Source organism: Vibrio sp. 10N.222.55.A1, from assembly GCF_041473835.1.
Classification (GTDB): Bacteria; Pseudomonadota; Gammaproteobacteria; order Enterobacterales; family Vibrionaceae; genus Vibrio; species Vibrio crassostreae_C.
In genome coordinates, this window is sequence record NZ_JBFRSX010000062.1 from 14589 (window position 1) to 39106 (window position 24518).

Here is a 24518-nt window from a genome sequence, read left to right on the forward strand (position 1 = left end):
TATGAGCGTCATTAACAACGCCTTGTCTGAATTGGCAAAGAAAAAATCAGCGACTTCGATTGAAGCGGCAGTCGTACCTAAAGTAAAAACGCGTTCCCCCCTAGTTTGGGTTGTTGCGGGTTTTACTTTGAGTTTAGCGATGGGCGGCTGGGCGATATCGCAAGGCCCTGTGATTGATCAGTCTATTGTTGAGCAGTCAATCTCAACTCGAGATTTACAGGTTCAAGTCTCTGTCGTTGATGATTCAAATGGCATTCAGGAAGTTGCTCAACCTATCTCATCGCCAACTAAGAAATTGGTGACACTAGACTCTGCGATCCTTTCAACAGAAAACACTGCGATGGCAAAAAGCGCTCAATCTAAGCCTAGTGTTTCCGAATCAGTTGTTATGTCTGCCCCAAAAGCGACAAAACAACAAACACCGGCTAAAGCTCTAAGCGTGCCTGAAACGACTAAGACTGAAATTCCCCAACCGATTTACGTTGCTAGTGTGGCAAAAAAAGCCCCTGCGTCTATCTCTAATGAGCCTGTAGCCTCTGGTGATTCAGAAAATAGCGGAATGTTGATCGAACAGGTTGAGTTAACTCCGGAACAGCTATCTGTGAATGCACAAGGTCGAGCTCAGAAAGCGCTTGATGCGAACGATCTTACTGGTGCGTTGAAGGGCTACACTGAAGCTCTACGCTACACGCCACGAAATGAAGATGTCCGTCAGAAACTTGCGATTCTCTATTTTGGTAAAGGCGATACTCGCAAAGCCTATGAGCTTTATCAGTCTGGAATTAAGCTCAACATCAACAGTGAAAAATTGCGATTAGGGTTATCTAAACTGCTGGTTAAAGCGAATCAATCAGAAGCGGCGCTGAGCCCTTTAGTACACATGCCTCCGCATCCAACTCAAGAGTATCTAGCAATGCGTGCGGCGTTGAGCCAAAAATCACAGCAAGAAGAAATCGCACTCGAGAGTTACCAAAAGTTGGTTGAGGTCGATTCAGATAATGCTCGCTGGTGGTTAGGCTTAGCGATTCAGCAAGAACGTCAACTCGATTTCACAGCTGCTAAAGCGTCATACCAAGGTGCGTTAACCAGAGTCGGTATCTCATCTCAATCACAAAGCTTTGTGCGTGACCGGTTAAAAATACTCAATGCTTTAGAGGAGAGCGGCGATGCAAATTAGATTAAGAAAAAGACTTGGTGATTTGCTTGTCGAAGAAGGCATTATCACTGAGGCTCAAGTTGAACAAGCACTGGCCGCTCAGAAAAGTACTGGGCGTAAGCTGGGTGATGCGCTAATTGAGCTTGGCTTCTTGTCAGAACAGCAAATGCTGAGCTTTTTGTCGCAGCAGTTAGCGATTCCTCTTATTGATTTAAGCCGAGCCGTTGTCGATGTTGAAGCAGTACAGCTTTTACCCGAAGTACATGCTCGTCGCCTTCGTGCATTGGTTATTGGACGCCAAGGTGACACTTTGCGTGTTGCAATGAGTGACCCTGCGGATCTGTTTGCCCAAGAGTCTTTGCTTGGTCAGCTCGGCGATTACGCGCTTGAATTCGTTGTTGCTCAAGAAAGGCAATTGGTTGATGGCTTCGATCGCTATTATCGAAGAACCAAAGAGATTGCCTCGTTTGCTGAGCAACTTCACGCTGAACACCAAGTTAATGATGCTTTTGATTTCGATATCGCTGAAGAAGACAGTGATGAAGTTACCGTCGTTAAGCTGATCAACTCACTATTTGAAGATGCTATTCAGGTTGGTGCTTCGGATATCCATATCGAGCCAGATTCAAACGTATTGCGTCTTCGTCAGCGTATTGATGGTGTGCTGCATGAAACATTGCTGAATGAAGTGAATATTGCTTCAGCACTTGTACTGCGCTTGAAGCTGATGGCAAACCTCGATATTTCAGAGAAACGTCTTCCTCAAGACGGCCGATTTAATATCCGAGCTAAAGGTCAGTCGGTTGATATTCGTATGTCGACCATGCCAGTACAGCACGGTGAATCAGTGGTTATGCGTCTTCTTAACCAATCAGCGGGCCTACGTAAACTAGAAGAGTCGGGCATACCGAGTGATCTGTTGGTTCGTCTGCGTCAACAATTGCGCCGTCCACATGGCATGATTTTGGTTACCGGCCCAACCGGCTCAGGTAAAACAACAACCTTATACGGCGCGTTAAGTGAATTAAACGAACCGGGTAAAAAGATCATTACTGCGGAAGACCCGGTGGAATACCGCCTACCTCGTGTGAATCAAGTTCAGGTAAACCCTAAGATCAATCTCGATTTCTCTACTATCTTGAGAACCTTTCTACGTCAGGATCCCGATATTATTCTTATCGGTGAGATGCGTGACCACGAAACCGTTGAGATAGGCTTGAGAGCTGCACTGACCGGCCACTTAGTATTAAGTACGTTACATACCAATGATGCGGTAGACAGCGCGTTGCGTATGATGGATATGGGTGCTCCGGGTTACTTGGTCGCGAGCGCTGTTCGAGCAGTAGTCGCACAGCGATTAGTTCGTAAAGTGTGTACAGATTGTAAGGTTGAGGATGAGTTAGATGAACCTCGCAAGCAATGGCTGAGCGTCCGTTTCCCTAACCAAGTAGGTGTGCCGTTTATGAAAGGCCGTGGTTGCCAGAACTGTAACTTAACGGGTTACCGCGGGCGAATTGGTGTATTTGAAATGTTGGAGCTAGAGCAAAACATGATGGATGCACTGAGAGCTAATGATGCGGTAGGTTTTGCTCAAAAGGCGAGACAGTCTGAAAACTATAAACCGTTATTGGCTTCTGCGATGGAATTGGCTCTGCAAGGTGTCGTGAGTCTTGATGAGATAATGCATCTTGGCGAAGGTGATGCGTCCGGTGCCACTGACCCAATTTATCTGTAGGGGTAGAATGATATGCCAACGTATCGTTATGTAGGTCGCAGCTCTGATGGTAGTCAAGTAAGTGGGCAATTAGACGCGAATAACGAAGATCTTGCTGCTGAAAGCTTGATGAGTAAAGGGATCATTCCAACCTCTATCAAACTGGGCAAAAGTGGTGGTTCAGTCTTAGATATGGATGTATCGAGTCTGTTCTTTCCGAGTGTACCGTTAGAGGTGTTGGTTCTGTTTTGTCGACAGTTATACAGCCTAACCAAAGCGGGTGTACCACTATTAAGATCGATGAAAGGCCTCACTCAAAACTGCGAAAATAAGCAGCTGAAAGCCGCCTTGGAAGAGGTGGTTGCTGAGCTAACTAATGGTCGCGGCTTAGCGGCGTCAATGCAGATGCACCCAAAGGTATTCAGTCCGTTGTTTGTCTCGATGATTGGCGTTGGTGAAAACACAGGCCGTCTAGATCAGGCTTTACTGCAATTAGCTGGATATTACGAACAAGAAGTTGAGACTCGCAAACGAATTAAGACTGCGATGCGTTACCCAACATTCGTGATCAGTTTTATCTTGATTGCAATGTTCATTCTTAACATCAAGGTTATTCCACAGTTCTCAAGCATGTTTGCGCGCTTTGGTGTCGACTTGCCGCTGCCTACTCGTATCTTGATTGGTATGTCTGAGTTCTTTGTGAATTACTGGGGCTTAATGCTTGGAGTGATCTTTGGTCTTATCTTCGCTTTTAAAGCTTGGGTGAAGACAGACAAAGGCTTGGAAAAGTGGGATCGATTACGCTTAAAAATGCCGGTCATTGGCGGGGTAGTGAATCGAGCACTGTTGTCACGCTTCTCGCGTACTTTTGCTTTGATGCTTAAAGCGGGTGTTCCACTGAACCAGTCGCTAGCGCTTTCGGCGGAAGCTTTAGATAACCGTTTTCTAGAGTTGCGAGTTCAAGCCATGAAATCGGCCATTGAAGCCGGTAGTACGGTTTCGTCGACCGCGATTAACAGCGAAATTTTCACACCGCTCGTGATACAAATGATCTCCGTCGGTGAAGAGACGGGTCGTATTGATGAGCTATTACTTGAAGTGGCTGATTTTTATGACCGCGAAGTCGATTACGATCTGAAAACCTTAACCGCCAGAATTGAACCCATTTTGTTAACCATCGTTGCAGGCATGGTGCTGATTTTGGCGCTAGGTATCTTCTTGCCGATGTGGGGAATGTTGGATGCGATCAAAGGCTAGGGAATGCTAAATAACCTACAACGCTCACGTTTTGTTATTTGGACAGTGGTTATTCTTTTTCTTATTGTCGGTGTGCTTTCGGCATTCAAAACGGTAGAAGAAGAAGCGACTAACACGGCATTTATCGTCGCGAGCAAGCGGATTTTAGAGCAAGCCAATTTGTTCAAACAGCAGTATTTGTTATCGGGTGCTGGGCAAGAAGAAGGCTCGGAACCCCCAAAGATCTACAGCAGAACTGGATGGATAATGCCTATCCAAGGTACGGAGAGAGACTGTAACTATTGGCTGGATCAATTATATCCTCAAGGGAGCATTTTAGGGCTAAGCTCTCCAAGAGTTGAAGATAAAAGTGATAACATACACTTTCACTGTAGTTATCATTATGCTGATAAATATCAGGTAGATATATTACTCGAAAGAGAAAGGTTTAGTGTAAAAGCCAATATTTTGGCTTTGTGAAAATATTGACAGTTTTTTTATGGTTTTATACGAGCGCGAATGTATAATGCGCGTTAATAATTAGATGAGTAGGTAGAAAATGCTTAAGAATCAAAAGGGTTTCTCCCTTGTCGAATTAGTCATAGTGATCGTGGTCGTTGGTTTATTGGCGGTGGCTGCTTTACCTCGCTTTCTCGATGTGACAGATGAAGCCAAGAAATCAAGTATTGAAGGTGTTGCTGGTGGCTTTGCAACCGCAGTACTATCGGCAAGAGCACAGTGGGAAGCAGAAGCTAGGCCATCAGAGAAGATAGGTGTTGAAACATACAATACTGTAAATTATGATGGTGTTGATTTTTGGTTAACGAGATCAAAGAACAGTAACAATGTCGATACCGATTTTAGAGATGGCTATCCGTGGACTCTGAACAATAATTCGAGCACTGCTCCACAAGATATTTCAGATGAAACATGTTCTGAGTTGATGGAAAACTTGCTGCAAAATCCACCTAAAGTAGGTGCGGTTTCAGATGTCGCTAATGACTCAAATTACAAATATTCAGCGCAAGCGAATTCAGGTGATGCAACCTGTACTTACGTTCAATTAGAAGGTAGTACAGAACATGAATTTGTTTACGAAATTAAAACTGGTCGTGTGACCGTAACTTTGCAGTAAGTCTGCGTAAAATTAAACATAGAGAGAGCTTAACTATGAAAAGACAAGGCGGTTTCACCCTAATCGAACTAGTGGTTGTAATTGTTATTCTAGGTATTCTTGCTGTAACTGCGGCACCACGTTTCCTAAACCTGCAAGATGATGCTCGCACTGCAACATTAGAGGGCTTACGTGGGGCTGTAGCAGGAGCCATGGGGATCTCTTATGGTAAAGCGGCAATCAACGGCATTGAAGCTACAACATATACTGCTTTTACTGATGATAATCCAGGTACTGTAGTTGAAGGTATAGCACATAGTTTTGGTTACCCTGTTGCTGTTAACGATGAAACTGCTAACCAAGGCGGTATCATGCAAACCTTAGATGTATCAAATGAGTTCGTGGTTTTAGATAGCTCTGAAGATGATGCAACTGACCCTACAAATACTACTATTGACATTGGTATAGACGGATACACTGTGCAATGTGTTCAGTATACAGCAGCTATTGATGCGAATACGCCTGCGACTGTATTGATTGTTGATGGTGCCGATGGAAACTGTGGTTTATAATCTCCAGTGAATATTATCTAGATTTTAGGCCGGCTTTTGTCGGCCTTTTTCTTCCTATCGCTCATAAATATTAAAACTATTCATATACATAAGATCGTAAACTTCGTTATCTTGTATAATCAGTATTCGCTTGGCAGTTAGAGGCTCATTATGGATAGCAGCCCCATACCCAAAGGCTTTACTCTAGTAGAGCTGATCATCGTTATCATTATCCTCGGTATTGTTTCTACCTTTGCCGCGAGCCGCTTCGTAGGTACCTCTAGCTATTCCACTTTTACTGCGCAAGAACAAGCTACCTCTGTTATTCGCCAAATCCAAGTCAATCGAATGCAATCGAATGTTTCCGCTGCTAATGATAGCTTTCGCCTTGCTATTAATGATGACTGTTTAGGTTCCGTAACAGCTTGTCGTTTAGACCTGTCAAATAGTGCTCAGAAATCACAAGCCGATGCGCGTAGTGATTATGTGCGTATATCAGATATAACGTTTTCTCCAGCGAATACTGTTATCGACTTTGATTTATTGGGAAACCCTTCAGTAAGTGCTGGAGTGGACATTACGATTAACTCAACCACTTCGAGCAATAGCGCCCAAGTCTGTATTAATTCTCAAGGTTATGTACGTGAGGGAGCATGTCTATGATTCGCTCACGTGGTTTTACTCTGATTGAAAGCATTGTTGTGATTATCGTTTTGGGTATTGCGATGGTCACGATTACCAGTTTTTTAGCACCACAAGTGGCAAGTTCAGCAGACCCACAATATCAAAACCGTTCCGTGGCCTTAGGTCAGAGTTTGATGAATCAAATTTTGGCTAGAGGATTTGATCACAGCAGTGATTTTGATGGTGGGATAATGCGTTGTGGTGATGCAGGTGCGACTGCTTGTTCTGCGCCTAATGAACTTGGTGTTGATGGCTCAGAGGCAACGCCCGCTGCTTTTAATGATGTCGATGATTATATTGGCTGTTGGTACACCGATACCACTGAATCAGCATGTGTATCTCCTATTAAGTACCCACTTGCTAATATCCTAGATGAAAATATTGAAGGCAGTTATGCCAATTTTAGAGTTGAAGTCTCCGTATTTTACGATCAAAACATGGATGGTATTAACGATAATGCTATTGGCACGATGAAGCGTGTTGAGTTACAGATCTTTGGTGGCAACAACCGCTACAGCGTTATCGCTTACAAGGGGAACTACTGATGAAGCAACGTGGTTTTACCTTAATTGAGATGATTGTAACGATTGTCGTCGTAGGTGTGATTGGCTTAGCAATCGCTGGCTTTGTTGAATACGGCATGAAAGGTTATGTCGACACTATCGATAGACAAAAGGTGCAAGTAAAAGGGCAGTTTGTTGTTGAGAAAATGTCGCGAGAAATCAGTCACGCGGTCCCTAATAGCTTTACTGAAGATCAGACTTTTTTACCTACACTTGCTTTTGATAGAAAGTGTCTTTCATTCTATCCGATCAAATATTCCGGTTTTTATCACTTCGATGAACTAGGCAATCAGTTGGACTTCATTGTTGGTCAAGATGCCCCAAGTCTCTCTGTAGGAGACTATCTTATTATAAATCCTAGTAGTTTTAATGATTTGGCAGTGGAATCCAATAAACGAATTGACGTTTCGGGTGCGGTGCAAAATACCAACTCTTTCAGTATTACAGCTTTGAGTCTTGTGAGTGAGTCGATCGCACAACGACATTATATCTATGAAAACAAGAATTATGTCAGCTTCTGTATAGTGAACAATACTATCGAAGGACAAGGTGTTATTGAACGAAATGGCATAAGGGTCACAGATAGCGTTAACTATACAAAAAGTAACTTCCGTTACGAAGAGCCAAGTTTACAAAAAGGTGGCGTGATTCACATCGATCTTGTACTTGAGCAAAACAACGAAGTAAGTGTTTACCAACAAGATGTGCAGGTACTTAATGCGCCATAGTAAATCATCTCAAAAAGGCAGTGTTTTGGTCGTCGTAGTATTTGTTATTGTGGTGATGGGCTTCCTCGCGACTTCTTTAGTGCAAGTTCAGTGGTCAAATCACGATACATTGACACGTAAACAACTGGGAACTCAGGCTTGGCTTTTAGCGCATTCTGCAAATGAGTGGGCACTTACTCAAGTTTATCCATTAACTGTTTCGCCTGCGGTTTCAACCAGTGTGAGCACCGTCTGTGGTAACTTAAATTCAAACCAAGTGAGTAGTGGGATGTCGACTATCTGTGCAGTTGAAGAGTTAACTTGTACTCCGATCGGAATTTTAGATGATGTTGGTTTTTTTAAGATTGAATCAACAGCCGTTTGTGGCTCAGGCATTAACCAAGTACAGCGTATTCAAGAAGTTTGGGTGAGGGAGTCAATACGATGAAAGCATGTAGATATATTTTAGTTGCCTGTTTCTGCCTATTCCCTTTGATCGCGACAGCGTCGACTTGTAACGTAGATCCGAGCGGTGAATTTAAAATATCATTTAATATCAATTCCGCCCAGCTTGTTGAATCTGTGTTTGCAGAGCAAGAGCCCGGAAATAACCGCCCGGAATACACCATCTGGACCAATGATATTAATGAGCCTACGGTGGGAGATACGCCCTTTATTCGCGATCCTCGTTACATGGTTGGTGGGGGAGACTATAGTGTTCAACTGATTTATCAGCCGGGAGCGGGAAATGATGCCGGAACCGCAGACTACTACGTTGACGATGGGCAGGGTTTTACTTTTTTAGGCAATTACCCCGCAGACTTTAAAGGTATTCACCCGCAAAGCGTCGATATTAATAGTGGGGACAGTACTGAACTAGAATGTGACAGCTCGGATATCGAGCCACCGCCGGTTTATTCAAACGATGCTCAGTATGAATTTGGTATCGTTCAGTGCTCTGGTGGAGAATGTAAGATCCCACTGACTCAGTCTTATACCAACACGCCACTGGTGTTTGTGATGCCAACCATTGATTCAAGTGCCCCTGACGCGGATGCTCCTGCAACGTTAATGGTTACCGAGGTAAGCAAAACCGAAGCGACCATCAAGCAGATTAAGGCGCCAAAGAATGGCGGTGGTTCAGATTTAGATAGCCAACCGATAACAGAAGTCAGTTACCTTGCGATTGAGCCCGGTGTGGCCGATTTTAATGGCCATGAAGTCATAGCGGGTTATTTGAACACCGATGCAGCCAGTGCTAAATCAGGCTCAAATAGTAATGATAGAGTCCTTTATAGCGATTTTGGCGGAGCTGGCTTTTCTTCTAATCCGGTGGTATTGCATCAAATTCAAACTCGAAATAACAATGATAAATGGATGACCTCTGGCAAGGTTAGGCGAACCGATGAAACGTCATACATTGATTTGTTTTTGGAGCTAAGTGCTTCTCACCGCAGTAACGATGATTATGACGATGAGAAGATCGCGTTTTTAGCGACGTTAGCCACCAATACTAACCTTGATGTTGATGGTTTTAAGGTTCAATTTGCAAGAGGGTATGATACGCCAAGTCAAAGCGGTAATGACCCAATGTTGGATGGCTGTGAGGATAAGTATGCTACCACCTCTCTAACGAATATTGACGGGATCATAGCTAATAAACAAGAGAGGGCTGGTGGACACGGAGGCTGGCTACGTCGATGTAACATTAACACGAACCAAGTTAGCTTTGTTGTAGATGAGGACTTTAGAGACCGCACGCATATTCCGGAAGAAGTGGGTTACTTTGCGTTTGAGTTACCTGAGGTGGTTCCTGTTGCCAACGTGTGTAACTTGTTTCCCGAGCCCATTCAGAGTTGGACTGGTGTGAATAGCTCATTGACGGTTACCAGCCAGCAAACAAAATTTAGCGGCTGGTCTAATAACTATATTAATCAATCTTTAAAAAAGGTCTCTGAAGGCTATGAGCTCTTTAATGATAAATGGACAACAAAAGATGACTTTTTATTATTGGGTTTTGATGATGCGAGTGAGTTTTATCATATTTATAATTTTCCAGTGTGTGATGAACATCAATGTGATGTTGGTAATAATGATAGCCAACTTGAATTAAGAAAGATTAAAGGCAGTTACGTAACCTCTATTGCAGAAAAAAATCCATCAGAAAGTTTAACCATTACGGGCAAGGCTTCGGATATTTTGCAGAGCTGCGGAGCGGACTCAGAGATATGTTCTTACCAAATTAACGGTGAAACAATAGATGTTTTCATTGAGAGTAACTTGTCTAAGCTCGTTATCAACAAGCAGGGGAATGATTATAATCTAGTTCGAGTCGTCTTAGATGAAGACAGTTATATCTCAGATGTTAAAGTTAGTGGAGGGGCGGGTGTAGAACTGGTTTTTCCTGATAATTCCACGGTGACCTTTGATAATTATGAGCATGATGCAGGAGATTTGGTATATGCCTTTGAGGGCAACTCTCAAATAAATGTGATAACACGTATGAAGTTTAACTTGGCAGTTGATATACAATCTGACTTCGCTTATCCCATTATATACGCTCCTAAAGGTGAGGTCATATTTGACGTTGGGAACTCTACTTTCAAAGGATTTATTCTCGCAGATACTGTAGATTTAAATCAGACAGCTATTCATGGTGCCGTGACAGCGAGAGTCGCCGTGCTTGATAATGGTGTAACGATAATCAAACCTGATTATTCTTGTGAACCCCCAGTACAGCAAGGATTATTGGTTGTAGAACCTCAACAATTATATAGCCTAACCTGTGAGCGAATTCCGGTTGAGTTTCGCCTAGAAGAGAATGGCGAATTGGTCGACTCTAATGAGCAGTTTGAAGCGACGGTAACCCCAACGGGAACGCGATGGTGTAAGGGTGAAGCTAACAATGCGTGTGAAACTCCGGATTATACGTTTGATGGTGGCATTCGAACCTTGTATTTAGACTCTGATACGGTTGGTAGTTTCAGTGTTGGGGGTGTCTACGATTCAGAGCCCGCAACATCGACACAAGTTTTTTATGTGCCCTATAAGTTTGATACAAGCCCAAGCCAAATACATATGAATGCAGCTCAAGACTCTCAAGAGTTAGTGGTAGAGGTGACGGCTCAAGCTTGTGATCAAGGCGTTGTTAGCCCAGTAAATGGCTATACTAAAAACTTATCATTTGATGCTTCTAAAGATTACTTTCTTGAAATGCCTACCCCTGAAGATGGATCACTTGATGACTTCTCAGTTACAGATCTAAATTTTGATAATGGTGGTGCTACAACTGAAGTAAATTGGAGCAATGTTGGGCAAGTTAATGTAGTTATCAATGATCCTAGCTTTGATTGTTCTGAAATTGAAGGGTGTCCTATTTATGAACAGCCTGATTCCGCAAGTTCGGGGTTGGTTGGTAGCTTTGTTGTCAAATCTAAACCTTATGAGTTTGCTGTATGTACTGATAGCGATTCAAGTGGAACGAGTACAGAATCCAGTAGTAGTGGCTTTGTTGCAGCGGGGGAGAGCTTTGATGTGGACGTGAAACCCATGATTACCGGAGCTAATGTAAATTCCGTATGTTCAAATAATGTAGGTGTTCCTTCGAATTATTTTGTGTCTCAAGCTTCGATCAGTGTTTCCCATTATTTAGACACACCAAGTGAGGGTGTACTTGGCTATTTGATGCCCGACACGATATCTCCGAGTATTTCAATTAGTGATCAGTCAAATGGTGGGTACCAACTTGATGGGTTAACCTACTCAGAGGTAGGAAGTTTTGAATTGGTTGCAATTGAAACGGGTAACTTTTATAGCACCATTGCCCCTCCAAATGGTGATTCAGGTGTCACTGGGTCTAAAACTATCGGCCGTTTTTACCCCAAATACTTCATGCAAGGTGACCCTGAGTGGAATGTTACAAATCAAAATAATATTGCGTACCTAAGTCAACCTTATGACTCTACAGTTCACCAAGTATATCCAATGGCATCAGGTGAAAGCAGTGTTGGTAACGCGCTTAACAACTATCAATTCTTTGCCCCGAGCCTACAAGCCAGTTTTGGTGTTCTAGATGATACAGCTGTCGATAATGGGTTCTTGCTGGATACTGAGGCAGGCACTTGGTCTACTGATCGTAAGCATTGGTTGTTGAACGATAGTGCCGCTGTTCTTCAGCGAGTTACGGATTTGGATGACGTTAGCCGCAGAGATGCACCGTTTAATACTTCAGATGCTAACTCCACTATTACCCACTTTGGCTTGACTGTTGCAGGAGTTGATCCTGTTTCATTTACTGACTCTGATATTTTGACTGATTCTGTCGAGTTTCCGGTCCAGCCTCCAGCTCGTTATGGTCGAATGGTGCTAGATGATATTGGTGGCAATTCTGATACTACTCTAACTATTCCATTGCGCGCTGAGTTCTGGGATGGCAGTGAGTTTATTGTTAACGAGGATGATGACCGCAGTACCTTCAATGGGGCTAATACTTGTAAACAAGTTATTTGGCACAGTGAAGGGGCGGCAACCACTTTAGTTTCACTTAACGGTAGTGGAAATGTGGATGATGGAGAAGAAGAGGTCACAGCAAATCAAAATACGCCAGCAGGAACAGACGCGCCACGTGAGCAAGTTCGTCTGTGGTTAAGAATGGATGACTCTGAGCCTGATAGCGATGGCGGAAATAACATCTCATGTAGTGGCAGTGATCAAGATCAACCATGGCTACGTTACAACTGGCGCCAACTGGGTGATGAAGATCCATCCACCGTCGTCACATTTGGTATCTACCGTGGTAACGATCGTGTGATCTACCGAGGTGAAAGTGGCTTAACAGGTCAGTAATAATATAATTTTTGCCCCTTAAGTTAGGAATCTGTAAGAAATTGCGGGTTTCAGTCCATGTTTGTACTTCAATGCCTTGCCGTAACAGCAAGGCATTGGTACATTTAGTGCAATTTTTGTCTTCTAATTCTTGCAGGATGAGCGAAGAATATGTTTAAAAAACTTCGTGGCATGTTTTCAAACGACCTATCGATTGATTTAGGTACAGCCAATACCCTTATTTATGTAAAAGGCCAAGGCATTGTTCTTGATGAGCCTTCAGTTGTAGCTATTCGCCAAGATCGTGCGGGTTCTGCAAAGAGTGTCGCTGCTGTTGGCCACGCTGCTAAGCAAATGCTTGGTCGTACGCCTGGTAACATCTCAGCGATCCGTCCAATGAAAGACGGTGTAATTGCCGACTTTTACGTAACGGAAAAAATGCTTCAGCACTTCATCAAACAAGTGCATGACAACAGTGTGCTTAAACCAAGTCCTCGTGTTTTGGTTTGTGTACCTTGTGGTTCAACACAGGTTGAGCGTCGTGCTATCCGTGAATCAGCGTTAGGTGCTGGTGCTCGTGAGGTTTACCTAATCGATGAGCCTATGGCTGCTGCGATTGGTGCTGGCCTACGTGTCTCTGAGCCAACAGGTTCAATGGTTGTTGATATCGGTGGTGGTACTACTGAAGTTGCGGTTATCTCACTGAACGGTGTGGTTTACTCGTCTTCTGTTCGCATTGGTGGTGACCGTTTTGATGAAGCGATCATCAACTACGTTCGTCGTAACTACGGCAGCTTGATCGGTGAAGCGACAGCAGAGAAGATCAAACACGAAATCGGTTCAGCTTACCCTGGCGATGAAGTCGAAGAGATCGAAGTACGTGGTCGTAACCTTGCTGAAGGTGTGCCTCGTAGCTTTAGCCTAAACTCAAACGAAATCCTTGAAGCACTTCAAGAACCTCTATCTGGCATCGTATCTGCAGTCATGGTTGCACTTGAACAGTGTCCACCAGAGCTGGCTTCTGATATCTCAGAAAACGGTATGGTACTAACAGGTGGTGGTGCACTGCTTAAAGACCTTGATCGCCTGTTAACAGAAGAAACAGGTATCCCTGTTGTTGTTGCAGAAGAGCCATTAACGTGTGTTGCTCTAGGTGGCGGTAAAGCTCTAGAGATGATCGACATGCACGGCGGCGATCTGTTCAGCGAAGAATAATATCTAGTGTTAGGCTCTTTTCTTATCTAGTTTTATGTAAAGAGCCTAGGACCTTGTCTATAGGATCAAATGTAGCTCTAGGACCAAATATAGAATGAAGCCAATTTTTGGTAGAGGTCCCTCTCTACAATTGCGCCTGTTTTTTGCTGTAATTTTATCAGCCAGCCTTATGCTGGCTGATAGTCGTTTAGATGCTTTCTCAAATGTTCGCTATCTATTAAACAGCATGGTTGCGCCTATTCAATATGCAGCCAACTTGCCTCGCACTATGTTCGATGGTGTTTACGACCGTTTTAGCACTCGCAAAGGGTTAATTGAATCTAACCATAATATTAAACGAGAAGTCTTGCGTCTGAAGAGCGAGCTGATTCTGCTTGAGCAATATCAAGAAGAAAACAAGCGCCTTCGTAAGCTGTTAGGCTCGCCGTTTATCCGTGATGAGAAGAAAGTCGTCACAGAAGTTATGGCGGTAGACACTTCACCATATCGCCATCAAGTCGTGATCGACAAAGGTCAGATTGATGGGGTGTATGAAGGTCAGCCGGTGATCAACGAAAAAGGCATTGTCGGCCAAGTCACTTTCGTTGCTGCTCATAATAGTCGTGTATTACTACTCACTGATGCAAACAATGCGATTCCTGTTCAGGTTATTCGTAATGACATCCGTGTGATTGCTTCGGGCAATGGCATGATTGATGAGATCCAGCTAGAGCACATTCCAACCAGTACCGATATACAAGAAGAAGATCTGTTGGTGACATCAGGTCTTGGTGGGGTATATCCAGAAGGTTATCCAGTCGCCTATGTTACGGCCGTTGATTACGACCCGAAACGTGAGTTCGCTGTGATTAAAGCAGAGCCTGTGGTTGAGTTCGATAAGCTCAGATACCTGCTGCTTGTATGGCCTGATGAAAACAAACAGATGCAAGCGGATCAATCGAGCATAGAACAAGCATTGTTAGAGGGCGAAGATGGCCAATAGCGTTTTGAGAAGCAAGGTAGTAATTTTCTGCTCATTTTTAATAGCACTGATTCTGCAGACGATCCCTTGGCCTGGTAGCTTAGATTTATTTAGACCATCTTGGTTACTGCTGGTTACGTGTTACTGGGTTTTGGCTCTACCGCATCGTGTTAACGTGGGTAGTGCTTTGATTTTAGGCTTATTGTGGGACCTTTTGATCGGCTCTACTCTGGGTATTCGAGGCATGATGATGGCAATAGTGATGTACATTATTGCGATGAACTTCCTCGTCATTCGTAACATGGCGTTATGGCAGCAAGCGATGATCATTGCCGCGTTAACGGTCTTGTTTGAGGTGTTGATCTTCTTTGGTGAATATTTGATCCAAGATGTTGTTTTCAATCCGTTATCGTTATGGAGCGCATTGATAAACTGTATACTTTGGCCTTGGATGTTTTTATTAATGAGACGCGTGCGTCGCCATTGGCATGTGAGGTAGCGTGACGATGGAAAAGAAACATTTAGTTTTGGCATCCGGCTCTCCACGCCGCAAAGAATTGCTATCTCAACTCGGTTATGAGTTTTCTGTCCTCGTAACCGATGTTGAAGAGTGTAAACACGCTCAAGAAACCGCCGAAGAATATGTTAAGCGACTATCTTTAGATAAAGCTTTAACTGCGTTGTTTTTATTGAAAGATAACCCTTCTGAAAGGCAGCATGTCGTTCCTAGTTCTGATACTGTAGATCATGGCTCTGATATAGTCGTTCTTGGTTCTGACACAGTCGTCGTAAGCCAAGGGCAAGTGCTTGAGAAACCCACCGATTTTGCTGACTCTAAGCGCATGCTTACTCAGTTAGCGAATGAACGTCACCAAGTGATGACGGCGGTTTCTGTGGTTTCAGAAGAAAAACAAAGAACAGAAGTCATTATTACCGACGTATGGTTTAAACCCCTCAGTGAAAAAGAAATAGAACAATACTGGCAAACAGGGGAGCCATGCGATAAAGCCGGTAGCTATGGGATCCAAGGTTTGGGCGGACGCTTTGTCACCCGAATCGAAGGTAGTTATTACGCCGTTGTCGGCTTACCTTTATTTGAAACGGACCAGCTACTGCAAGAATTCTTATAATTACTAACCTGAGGTGCACCATGAGTGCTGAATTGTTGCTGAACGTGACCCCGAGTGAAACTCGTGTGGCCATGATTGAAGGGGGGGCTCTTCAAGAGATCCATGTCGAACGAGATGCTCGACGCGGTATCGTAGGAAATATCTATAAAGGACGTGTAAGCCGTGTTCTTCCGGGAATGCAGGCGGCTTTTGTGGATATAGGCCTTGAGAAAGCAGCTTTTTTACACGCCTCTGATATTGTCCCACACACTGAATGTGTCGCTGAAAACGAAAAGAAGCAATTTCAGGTTCGTGATATTTCAGAGCTTGTCCGTCAAGGGCAAGACATTGTGGTGCAAGTGGTCAAAGACCCTCTTGGTACTAAAGGTGCTCGCTTAACCACTGATATCACTCTACCGTCTCGTTATCTGGTATTTATGCCGGGCGCAAGTCATGTTGGTGTATCTCAACGTATCGACAGCGAGTCTGAACGTAACCGTCTTAAAAAAGTCGTGTCTCGTTACTGTGACGAACACGGTGGCTTCATCATCCGCACAGCAGCAGAAGGTGCAGATTCAAATGAGTTGGCACAAGATGCCGCATTCTTGAAGCGATTATGGCTAAAAGTATTAGAGCGTCGTGGTAAGCACAAGGCGCGTACTCGTTTGTATGGTGAGCTTTGCTTAAGCCAACGTATCTTACGTGACTTCGTCGGTACTGAGCTGAGCAAGATTCAGGTCGATTCTCGTCTAGAATATGAAAACCTAAAAGAGTTTACCTCTGAATACGTGCCTGAGCTGACAGACAAGCTTGAGCTGTATGAAGGTGATAAGCCTATCTTTGATATGTACGATACCGAGAACGAAATTCAGCGTTCATTGGATCGTAAAGTCGAATTAAAGTCTGGTGGATATCTGATTATCGACCAAACTGAAGCGATGACCACGGTTGATATCAACACTGGCGCGTTTGTTGGTCGTCGTAATCTAGAAGAGACGATTTTCAACACCAATGTAGAAGCGACTCAAGCGATTGCTCGTCAGCTGCGTCTACGTAACTTAGGTGGCATCATCATTATCGACTTTATTGATATGTTGTCTGAGGAACATCGTAAGCGAGTACTAACTTCTTTAGAGGCTGCGCTCGACAAAGACCGTGTGAAAACCAATATTAATGGCTTCACGCAGCTTGGGTTGGTTGAGATGACTCGTAAACGTACTCGTGAAAGTATTGAGCATATCCTATGTTCGAGCTGTCCTGCTTGTGAAGGCCGCGGCAGTGTGAAGACAGTTGAAACCGTTTGTTATGAAATTCTTCGAGAGATCACGCGAGTGAATCGTGCGTACGACGCCGATAAATTTGTGGTCTATGCGGCAGCTGCCGTAGCTGAGGCGTTAGAGGGCGATGAATCTCATGCGCTTGCGGAGCTTGAAGTCTTTATTGGTAAGCAAGTTAAAATCCAGGCTGAGCCTCTGTACATACAAGAGCAGTTTGATGTTGTTATGATGTAATGGAAATTTTGTGAGCTCAAGCGTTACTCTGATTCTACGTGCATGTTTATGGTTAGTGGTTACTCTCTTAGTAACGCTAGCCATTGCCGTTACTACACTGCGTGTAGCCTTGCCCAATTTAAACAAGTATCAATCTGAAATTGAGCTTTGGGTAAACCAACACTCCGGTTTTGATTTTTCGATTCAAGATGTGGGCGGTTTTTGGCGTAACACTCACCCCTCTATTGCTCTGCAAGGCGTTAAAGCTAGCCTCCCCAATGCAGAAGATGTGACCTTCTCTGTTGAGCGTGTTGAAGTCGAGTTTGACTTAATTCAATCGGTCGTACAGATGCGCCCGGTTGTGGCCGAGTTGGTCATGAATCAAATGTATCTTGATATCCGCTCAATCGAGCTGTTTGCTGGGCAAAATGGCAAAGATGAGCCTAAAGATTCTGGCTCTTCCCAGCGAGCGATGCAAGAGCTCGATAATTTACTGCTAAAAACACTAGTCGATGTAACTGCAAAAGATTCTTCTATTCTTTATCACTCTGTTTCGGGTGAAGAACGTCAGCTCGATATAGAAACCTTAAAATGGCAAAACTCAGACAAACATCACCTTGCTGAAGGTGTGGTGAGTATCAAAGGTGCCAATCTAAACTCTCTGTCAGTGAGTGCTAACTTTATTGATGGTGGGTCACTGACTGATGTGACTGGTGAGTTTTATGTCAGTGCCGACAGCATTTCTGTTAAGCCATGGCTTACGCATTATATGCAGGCGGAATCCGGCATTGAAACGGGTACTGTGAGCTTGAATAGCTGGCTTACGCTGCGAAATAGCAAGCCAGTGAGCGCTTATGTTGAGGTTTTACCCTCAGAACTGGCGTGGAACGAAGATGGCGAGCATGACCTCATGCTTGAGTCCGGTGTCTTTAAGTTGTCGCCGACTGATGATGGTTGGCAAGTAAATGGTCACTCACTAAACCTTAGAACGGATGACACACCTTGGCCGGAACTCGACGTAGCGTTCAAGTGGAATCAAGGTCCATGGCAACTCAACATTTCTGAGCTGGATATTGCGACTATTACTCCGTTGATTAAGCTGCTGCCTGACTCTGAACAATCAACCAAAATGATTAACGTATTGGCGCCGGGCGGCTCTGTTTCTGATATCCGTGTTTCCATGGGTTCGGGAATTGACAGTTTACGTTATTCAGCCAGTTTTTCTGATCTTGCTATCGAGCAGTGGGAACTAGTCCCAGGCTTTAGCCAAGTGTCTGGTAGTGTGTTTGGTTCGGCCTCGGAAGCGAAAGCTAGCCTGCATGTTATTGACGATGTGTTCCCTTATGGTGACGTATTCCAAGCGCCTTTGAATATCAAACAAGGTCAGGTTGATATTGTTTGGCAGCAAGATGAAAACGGCTGGAAGCTGTGGTCAGACAAAATCACAGCTGCCACCCCCGATTTACAAGTACTAGGCGCATTCCGCTTAGACTTCCCAAAAGATGCGAGCCCGTTTTTATCCTTCTACGGCGAAGCGGACGCTTACAATGTCGGTGAAACATGGCGCTACTTACCTACACTGGCTCTTGGGCAAGATCTAACAGACTACCTTTCAACTGCGATTCAAGCCGGTAAAGCGGATACCGTAAAACTGTTGTGGCATGGTGATTTGTCTCAATACCCATACACTAACCACGATGGTATTTTCCAGGTTTGGGTTGGCTTAGAAGATGCGAAATTCAGCTTTGATACCGCGTGGCCACTGATTACTGATCTTCAGCTTGATCTGTTGTTTGAAAATGATGCGATGCATCTGGATTCTCGCTCAGCTCAACTGATGGATGTGACGGCAGATCGAATCACAGGACGCATTCCTTATTTAGGGGAAGGCGGCCATATTGAAATTGAAGCTAAAGCGACGGCGTCTGGCAACGCAGTACGCGATTACATGACGTCTTCGCCACTGGTGGGCTCGGTAGGCGCAGCCTTAACCGCACTTCAAGTGAGTGGTGATGTCTCTTCTGAGTTCCAGCTGAATATTCCGTTTGATTCTGAAAAAGAAGCAAGAGCATGGGGTTACGCCGACTTAAGTGGCAACCATGTTGAGATTGAAGCGCCGCCAATGGTGCTCGAGAACACCACGGGTCGAATTGAATTTGATAATGACGTAGTGACGGCAAATGGCCTCGCTGCGGATCTGCTTAACCAAGGTATCTCGCTTGATTTTAAGGGCCTTAATGATGGTCCTGGCTATGCAGTTGATATTGATGTGTTAGGTGATTGGGACGTCAAGCCTCTAGAACCTTACATCGGTGAGCAATGGTTAAGCCGCTTATCAGGTCATGCGCAATGGCAAAGCCAGATTGATATCCAGCTGAATGATATCGGCTTTACCTACCAACTAGACTTACAGTCAGACCTAAAATACTTGGCGAGTGATTACCCATATCCATTGGCGAAAAAATCACTAGAAAGTGGCTCTGCAAGGCTACAGGCATCGGGTAACCAAGAGACGATTACCGCGCGCCTGCAATTGCCAAACACCAAGTACCAAGCTGAGATTGATATCACAGGCGACGTGCCTGAGTTAACGGCGACCAACTTAGTGCTTGGTCGCGGTGGCTACAAAATTAGCCCGGTGGTGGGCCATCACGCCCTGATTCGTACAGACAAATTCAATGCCGATGATTGGTTATCGGTTGTAATGGAACCGGTAAAGCCTTCAACGGCTGTACTTAGTCAAATGAACACGCCAACCATACCTGCGCCAAGCCGTATTACCTTTGAGAGTAAAGAGCTGATCTTGGGTGGTATCTCTTGGAATGACGTCGATTTTAGTGCTAGTAAGAACAAACAGGCGTGGCAAATGGAAGTGTCTAGCCAAGAGCTAGAAGGGGATATTAACTACCTGCCTCCTTATGATTTGACAGTTTCACTGGATCGTCTGCATCTGTTTGTTCCTGAGTGGAGTGATAAGAACAACCAAGATCAGCAACTGCTGCAACGTAAAGAACAAGCTGCGCCATTGATATCCAAATTGGATAGAGAGATCCACGATGCGATGCCAAACCTGACCCTGACGCTGAACGACTTTTGGCTGCAAGGCTACAAGGTGGGTAAGGTCGATGTTGAAATGACGAGGAACGAAGATCGTATCGAGTGGAACAAAATCCAGGTGCGAAGCGGCGGTAACAAAGCGGATGTGAGTGGCTGGTGGGAACTGCAAGGTGACAAGAGTCATTCATCGTTAACCGTTGATGTTGAAGGTGAAAACAACAGCGAGCTCATGGAGCGCTTTGGTATTACTTCCGGGATTCAAAAAGCGCCATTCGCGTTGGAAGGTCAACTAAATTGGGATGGTTCGCCTTGGGGAATCAAAATGGATACCCTTGATGGCAACGTTAAAACCAAGTTTGGTAAAGGCATTATCTCGGATGTGAGCGGCGCAGCTCGATTACTTGGCCTGTTTAGCCTAGATTCGATCATCCGTAAGATGCAGCTCGATTTCTCAGATGTGTTTGATAAAGGTATGGCCTTCAACAGCATCACCGGAACGGGCGAGATTCAAAATGGTATCTTCCTGACCAATGATCTGAACATGGATGCGGTCGCAGGTGAGATGAAAATCAAAGGTATCGCTAACCTCAACACGCGTCAGGTTGATGCTGAGGTGAACTTTACCCCAGATATTACCTCGGGTATTCCCGTATTAACGGCCTTTGCGGTAACCCCTCAAACGGCGCTGTACGTATTGGCGGTGACCACGGTTATCTCGCCAGTTGTGGAAGTCTTTACCCAAGTAAATTATTCGGTGAAAGGACCATTGGATTCACCAACGGTGAGCGAACTTTCTCGTAGCTCTGGCGAGTTTCAGCTGCCAGAGAAGCTGAGAAAATTAGCCGAATAGGCCTTAAATTAGCCGAAAAGACCTTATGCCCGAGTCAGCGAATATACGGTGAAATGCTGATTTCTGAATCATAATGAATGGAGGAGCGATACACATGGATTGTGTTGGGTTGATTCAAATGACATCTGGCCCCAGCCCTGAATTGAACTTTGAGTACCTTGCTCAAGAAGTTGCAAAGTGCAAAGAGTTGGGGGCTAAGTGGGTTGTTTGCCCTGAAAACGCGTTAGTTTTTGGCAGTAAAGCCGACTATCACCAGTGTGCTGAGCCTTTTAATGATGGCCCACTGCAAAAGAAAATCTCTGAGCTAGCAAAGCTTCACAGAATTTGGATCGTCATTGGCAGTATGCCGATAAGCACAACTAACGGAGTGACGACCACCACCTTGGTGATTGATGATTTTGGTTGCCTCGTTGCTCATTACGACAAGCTACACATGTTTGATGTGGATGTCGCTGACGCCCATAAGTGCTATCGAGAGTCGGATATTTTCACTCCGGGCAACCAAGTTGTGACAGCGGAAACGCCTTTTGGTCGCTTAGGTTTGAGTATTTGTTATGATGTGCGCTTTCCACACTTGTATTCAGAGTTACGTAAGCAAGGGGCACAAATCATTGTGGTGCCTGCGGCTTTTACAGCGGTAACGGGTCAAGCGCACTGGGAAGTACTATTAAGATGCCGCGCGGTTGAAACACAGTCGTGGATTGTCGCGGTAGGTCAAGGCGGAAAACACCCTTGCCAAAGAGAAACATGGGGACACTCAATGGTGGTTGATCCATGGGGACGAGTGGTCGCACAGTTAGACCAAGATCCTAAAAGTATGGTGGTTGAGATAGACACATCCAGTTGCGAGTCCATTAGGCAAAATATGCCCATCGCGCAACACTCTCGATTTACCAATCAATTTTAATTACAAACAAGAGCCATCTATGAGCATTAATCAAATTGAAGAAGCGCTACTGAACCCGACAGGGCTTACGGAGCAAAATATCGCAGATACATTGGCGAGTATTGCTACCCGCCAAATTGATTATGCTGATATCTACTTTCAGTCAAGCTGGCACGAATCTTTAGTGCTAGAAGACAGCATTATTAAAGACGGCTCTTTCAATATCGATTGCGGTGTTGGCGTTCGTGCAGTATCTGGTGAAAAGACTGGTTTTGCTTACTCTGACCAAATCCAATTGGATGGTCTTAAGCAGAGCGCAATTGCGGCTCGTGGTATTGCTAAACAAGGTCAAAACGGCAAGGTTCAAGCGTTCAAACGCAACTCTAATCAAGCTTACTATGATGCAGTTAACCCGCTTGCGAGTTGGGAAAAACAGCAGAAAACAGAATTACTAAAATCATTAGATGCTTACATTCGCACTAAAGAGCCGATGGTGACTGAAGTATCGGTGAGTTTAAGTGGTGTGCATGAGCAGATGCTGGTTGCTGCGACTGATGGCACTTACGCTGGTGATATTCGTCCGCTGGTTCGCTTGTCTATTAGCGTACTTGCACAGAAGGGTGATCGTCGTGAGCGTGGTAGCGCTGGTGGTGGTGGCCGTTTTGGTTACGACTTCTTCTTAAGTGATGACAAAGGCACTCAAGTTGCTTACCAATTTGCGGATGAAGCGATTCGCCAAGCATTAGTTAACCTTGAAGCGGTTGCAGCGCCTGCTGGTGCCATGCCTGTGGTTCTTGGTTCTGGTTGGCCGGGCGTTCTGCTGCATGAAGCGGTAGGCCACGGTTTAGAAGGCGACTTCAACCGTAAAGAGTCGTCAGTATTCTCTGGCAAAGTTGGTGAGCAAGTAACTTCAAGCCTATGTACGATTGTCGATGACGGTACATTAACGGATCTACGCGGTTCATTGAACGTCGATGATGAAGGTGTTAACGGTCAGTACAATACGTTAATCGAAAACGGCATCCTAAAAGGTTACATGCAAGATAAGCTGAACGCTCGTCTAATGGGTGTAGCACCGACAGGTAATGGTCGTCGTGAGTCATACGCGCATCTTCCAATGCCACGTATGACGAATACATACATGCTACCGGGCGAACACACACCGGAAGAGATCATCGCGACGGTTGAGAAAGGTATCTACGCACCGAACTTCGGTGGCGGTCAGGTCGATATCACATCAGGTAAGTTCGTATTCTCAGCGTCTGAAGCGTACATGATTGAAAACGGTAAGATCACTCACCCAGTGAAAGGCGCGACGCTAATCGGTTCTGGTATCGAAGCGATGCAGCAGGTGTCTATGGTGGGTAACGACCTAAGCATCGACCGTGGTGTGGGTGTGTGTGGTAAGGCTGGTCAAAGTGTGCCAGTGGGTGTTGGTCAACCAACATTGAAACTAGACTCGCTAACCGTTGGTGGTACTGAGTAATTCAGACTAACCTCTGCCGACTTACTTCAAAATATTAAATTGAAAAGCGCCTCCAATGTGAGGCGCTTTTTGTTTTTAGATTACTGATTCAGTGAGCGTATAGAGTCACTACATGTTCTCTTCCGCAAACTCAGCTAGTCGGCTACGCACCACACCATTGAGGTGGATGTTGGCACTGCCTTCGAAGTTTTTAAAACGCTCAACCATGTAGGTTAAGCCTGAAGTCACAGGGGTTAGGTAAGAAGAATCTATCTGCGCTAAGTTACCTGAGCAGACGATCTTAGTACCTTCACCACAACGGGTGATGATGGTTTTTATCTGTGAAGCGGTGAGGTTCTGACACTCATCCAAAAGCACAAAGGCATTTTGAATCGAGCGGCCACGCATGAAGTTGATTGATTTGAACTGGATATTGGCTTTGTCACAGATGTACTTCATCGAGCCTTCTGTGCAGTGGTCGTTCTTGTGCAGCGCTTCCAGTGTATCGGTCACAGCAGCCAACCAAGGCAACATTTTCTCTTCCTCTGTACCCGGAAGGAAACCTATCGATTCACCAATATCAGGGGTGTTGCGGGTTACGATGATCTTATCGAATTGCTTACGTTCAATGGTTTGTTCAAGTGCAGCAGCCATAGCAAGCAGTGTCATGCCCAAATTGTCCAATAGCCTGTTGGACAAAGTTTAATACCTAAATTTTGCAAGAGGATCTTGCAAAAATGCGAAACAAGTTGTTTCGTAAATCGTCTTTGCCCCTAAACGTTTAGAGCATAAGAAACTATCAATAGATTAATTTGTGTGTAAGCCTGTTGCACCAGTTTTTTTAGTCCCAGATACGACAAAGCCACAGGCAATGCCTATGGCTTTGTAAACAGCTACAGAATGTTTGTCATTCAAAACGAAGAGGGAACACATTCT

19 protein-coding genes and 1 pseudogene are annotated in these 24518 nt (G+C 44.7%); 19 read left to right on the forward strand and 1 reads right to left on the reverse strand.

Going from position 1 to position 24518, the window contains the following annotated elements; translation table 11 throughout:
* The first annotated feature begins 1 nt into the window (after position 1).
* The 19 genes from AB4493_RS17860 to tldD all read left to right on the forward strand — a co-directional run bounded on the left by AB4493_RS17860 (position 2) and on the right by tldD (position 23603).
* On the forward strand, positions 2-1177 hold the full coding sequence (locus AB4493_RS17860; protein ID WP_371721860.1) for a tetratricopeptide repeat protein: 1176 nt from the start codon (positions 2-4) through the stop codon (positions 1175-1177).
* Positions 1167-2891, forward strand: coding sequence for a GspE/PulE family protein (locus AB4493_RS17865; RefSeq protein WP_017061350.1), 1725 nt, complete (start codon positions 1167-1169; stop codon positions 2889-2891). Before AB4493_RS17860 ends, AB4493_RS17865 begins: the two co-directional genes overlap by 11 nt.
* 12 nt (positions 2892-2903) lie before the next feature.
* The gene (locus tag AB4493_RS17870) at positions 2904-4127 is read left to right on the forward strand and encodes a type II secretion system F family protein (RefSeq protein WP_017061351.1); all 1224 of its coding nucleotides are present in this window, start codon (positions 2904-2906) and stop codon (positions 4125-4127) included.
* 3 nt (positions 4128-4130) lie between these two features.
* Positions 4131-4586 (forward strand): MSHA biogenesis protein MshF, encoded by a 456-nt coding sequence (locus AB4493_RS17875; RefSeq protein ID WP_372155538.1) that lies wholly within the window; start codon positions 4131-4133, stop codon positions 4584-4586.
* A gap of 79 nt (positions 4587-4665) precedes the next feature.
* Positions 4666-5241, forward strand: coding sequence for a prepilin-type N-terminal cleavage/methylation domain-containing protein (locus AB4493_RS17880; RefSeq protein WP_017068729.1), 576 nt, complete (start codon positions 4666-4668; stop codon positions 5239-5241).
* A 35-nt stretch (positions 5242-5276) separates the two neighbouring features.
* Positions 5277-5792 carry a type II secretion system protein gene (locus AB4493_RS17885; RefSeq protein ID WP_372131917.1) on the forward strand — a complete coding sequence of 172 codons (516 nt, stop codon included), beginning with the start codon at positions 5277-5279 and terminating at the stop codon, positions 5790-5792.
* A 150-nt stretch (positions 5793-5942) separates the two neighbouring features.
* Complete coding sequence (locus AB4493_RS17890) at positions 5943-6434, forward strand: prepilin-type N-terminal cleavage/methylation domain-containing protein (protein ID WP_372155539.1); 492 nt, start codon at positions 5943-5945, stop codon at positions 6432-6434.
* Complete coding sequence (locus AB4493_RS17895; protein ID WP_372155540.1) at positions 6431-7000, forward strand: prepilin-type N-terminal cleavage/methylation domain-containing protein; 570 nt, start codon at positions 6431-6433, stop codon at positions 6998-7000. The genes AB4493_RS17890 and AB4493_RS17895 overlap by 4 nt, the downstream gene beginning before the upstream one ends.
* Positions 7000-7746, forward strand: coding sequence for a prepilin-type N-terminal cleavage/methylation domain-containing protein (locus AB4493_RS17900; protein WP_372155541.1), 747 nt, complete (start codon positions 7000-7002; stop codon positions 7744-7746). The genes AB4493_RS17895 and AB4493_RS17900 overlap by 1 nt, the downstream gene beginning before the upstream one ends.
* Positions 7736-8173: an MSHA biogenesis protein MshP gene (locus AB4493_RS17905; protein WP_372155542.1), complete on the forward strand. Its 438-nt coding sequence runs from the start codon at positions 7736-7738 to the stop codon at positions 8171-8173. The genes AB4493_RS17900 and AB4493_RS17905 overlap by 11 nt, the downstream gene beginning before the upstream one ends.
* Positions 8170-12570: a DUF6701 domain-containing protein gene (locus tag AB4493_RS17910; protein WP_372155543.1), complete on the forward strand. Its 4401-nt coding sequence runs from the start codon at positions 8170-8172 to the stop codon at positions 12568-12570. The genes AB4493_RS17905 and AB4493_RS17910 overlap by 4 nt, the downstream gene beginning before the upstream one ends.
* A gap of 150 nt (positions 12571-12720) precedes the next feature.
* Positions 12721-13764, forward strand: a complete 1044-nt coding sequence (locus AB4493_RS17915) for a rod shape-determining protein (protein WP_017062957.1) — start codon at positions 12721-12723, stop codon at positions 13762-13764.
* Positions 13765-13858: 94 nt separating this feature from the next.
* Entirely contained in the window at positions 13859-14746 is an 888-nt protein-coding gene (gene mreC / locus AB4493_RS17920; protein WP_004735927.1) for a rod shape-determining protein MreC, read from the forward strand.
* Positions 14736-15224 (forward strand): rod shape-determining protein MreD, encoded by a 489-nt coding sequence (gene mreD / locus AB4493_RS17925; RefSeq protein ID WP_017061361.1) that lies wholly within the window; start codon positions 14736-14738, stop codon positions 15222-15224. Before mreC ends, mreD begins: the two co-directional genes overlap by 11 nt.
* Before the next feature lie 7 nt (positions 15225-15231).
* Positions 15232-15855: a nucleoside triphosphate pyrophosphatase gene (locus AB4493_RS17930; RefSeq protein WP_372155544.1), complete on the forward strand. Its 624-nt coding sequence runs from the start codon at positions 15232-15234 to the stop codon at positions 15853-15855.
* A 20-nt stretch (positions 15856-15875) separates the two neighbouring features.
* Positions 15876-17345 carry a ribonuclease G gene (gene rng, locus AB4493_RS17935; RefSeq protein ID WP_017061363.1) on the forward strand — a complete coding sequence of 490 codons (1470 nt, stop codon included), beginning with the start codon at positions 15876-15878 and terminating at the stop codon, positions 17343-17345.
* A 10-nt stretch (positions 17346-17355) separates the two neighbouring features.
* Positions 17356-21231: a YhdP family protein gene (locus tag AB4493_RS17940; RefSeq protein ID WP_372155545.1), complete on the forward strand. Its 3876-nt coding sequence runs from the start codon at positions 17356-17358 to the stop codon at positions 21229-21231.
* A gap of 94 nt (positions 21232-21325) precedes the next feature.
* A complete protein-coding gene (locus AB4493_RS17945) occupies positions 21326-22138 on the forward strand; it encodes a carbon-nitrogen hydrolase family protein (RefSeq protein WP_017061365.1) in 813 nt (270 codons plus the stop codon).
* Between the two features lie 19 nt (positions 22139-22157).
* Positions 22158-23603, forward strand: a complete 1446-nt coding sequence (gene tldD / locus AB4493_RS17950) for a metalloprotease TldD (RefSeq protein WP_017061366.1) — start codon at positions 22158-22160, stop codon at positions 23601-23603.
* Between the two features lie 108 nt (positions 23604-23711).
* On the opposite strand, the pseudogene AB4493_RS17955 reads toward tldD, so the two are convergent.
* A pseudogene (locus AB4493_RS17955) lies at positions 23712-24254 on the reverse strand (PhoH family protein); the annotation flags it as partial.
* Positions 24255-24518 lie beyond the last annotated feature (264 nt).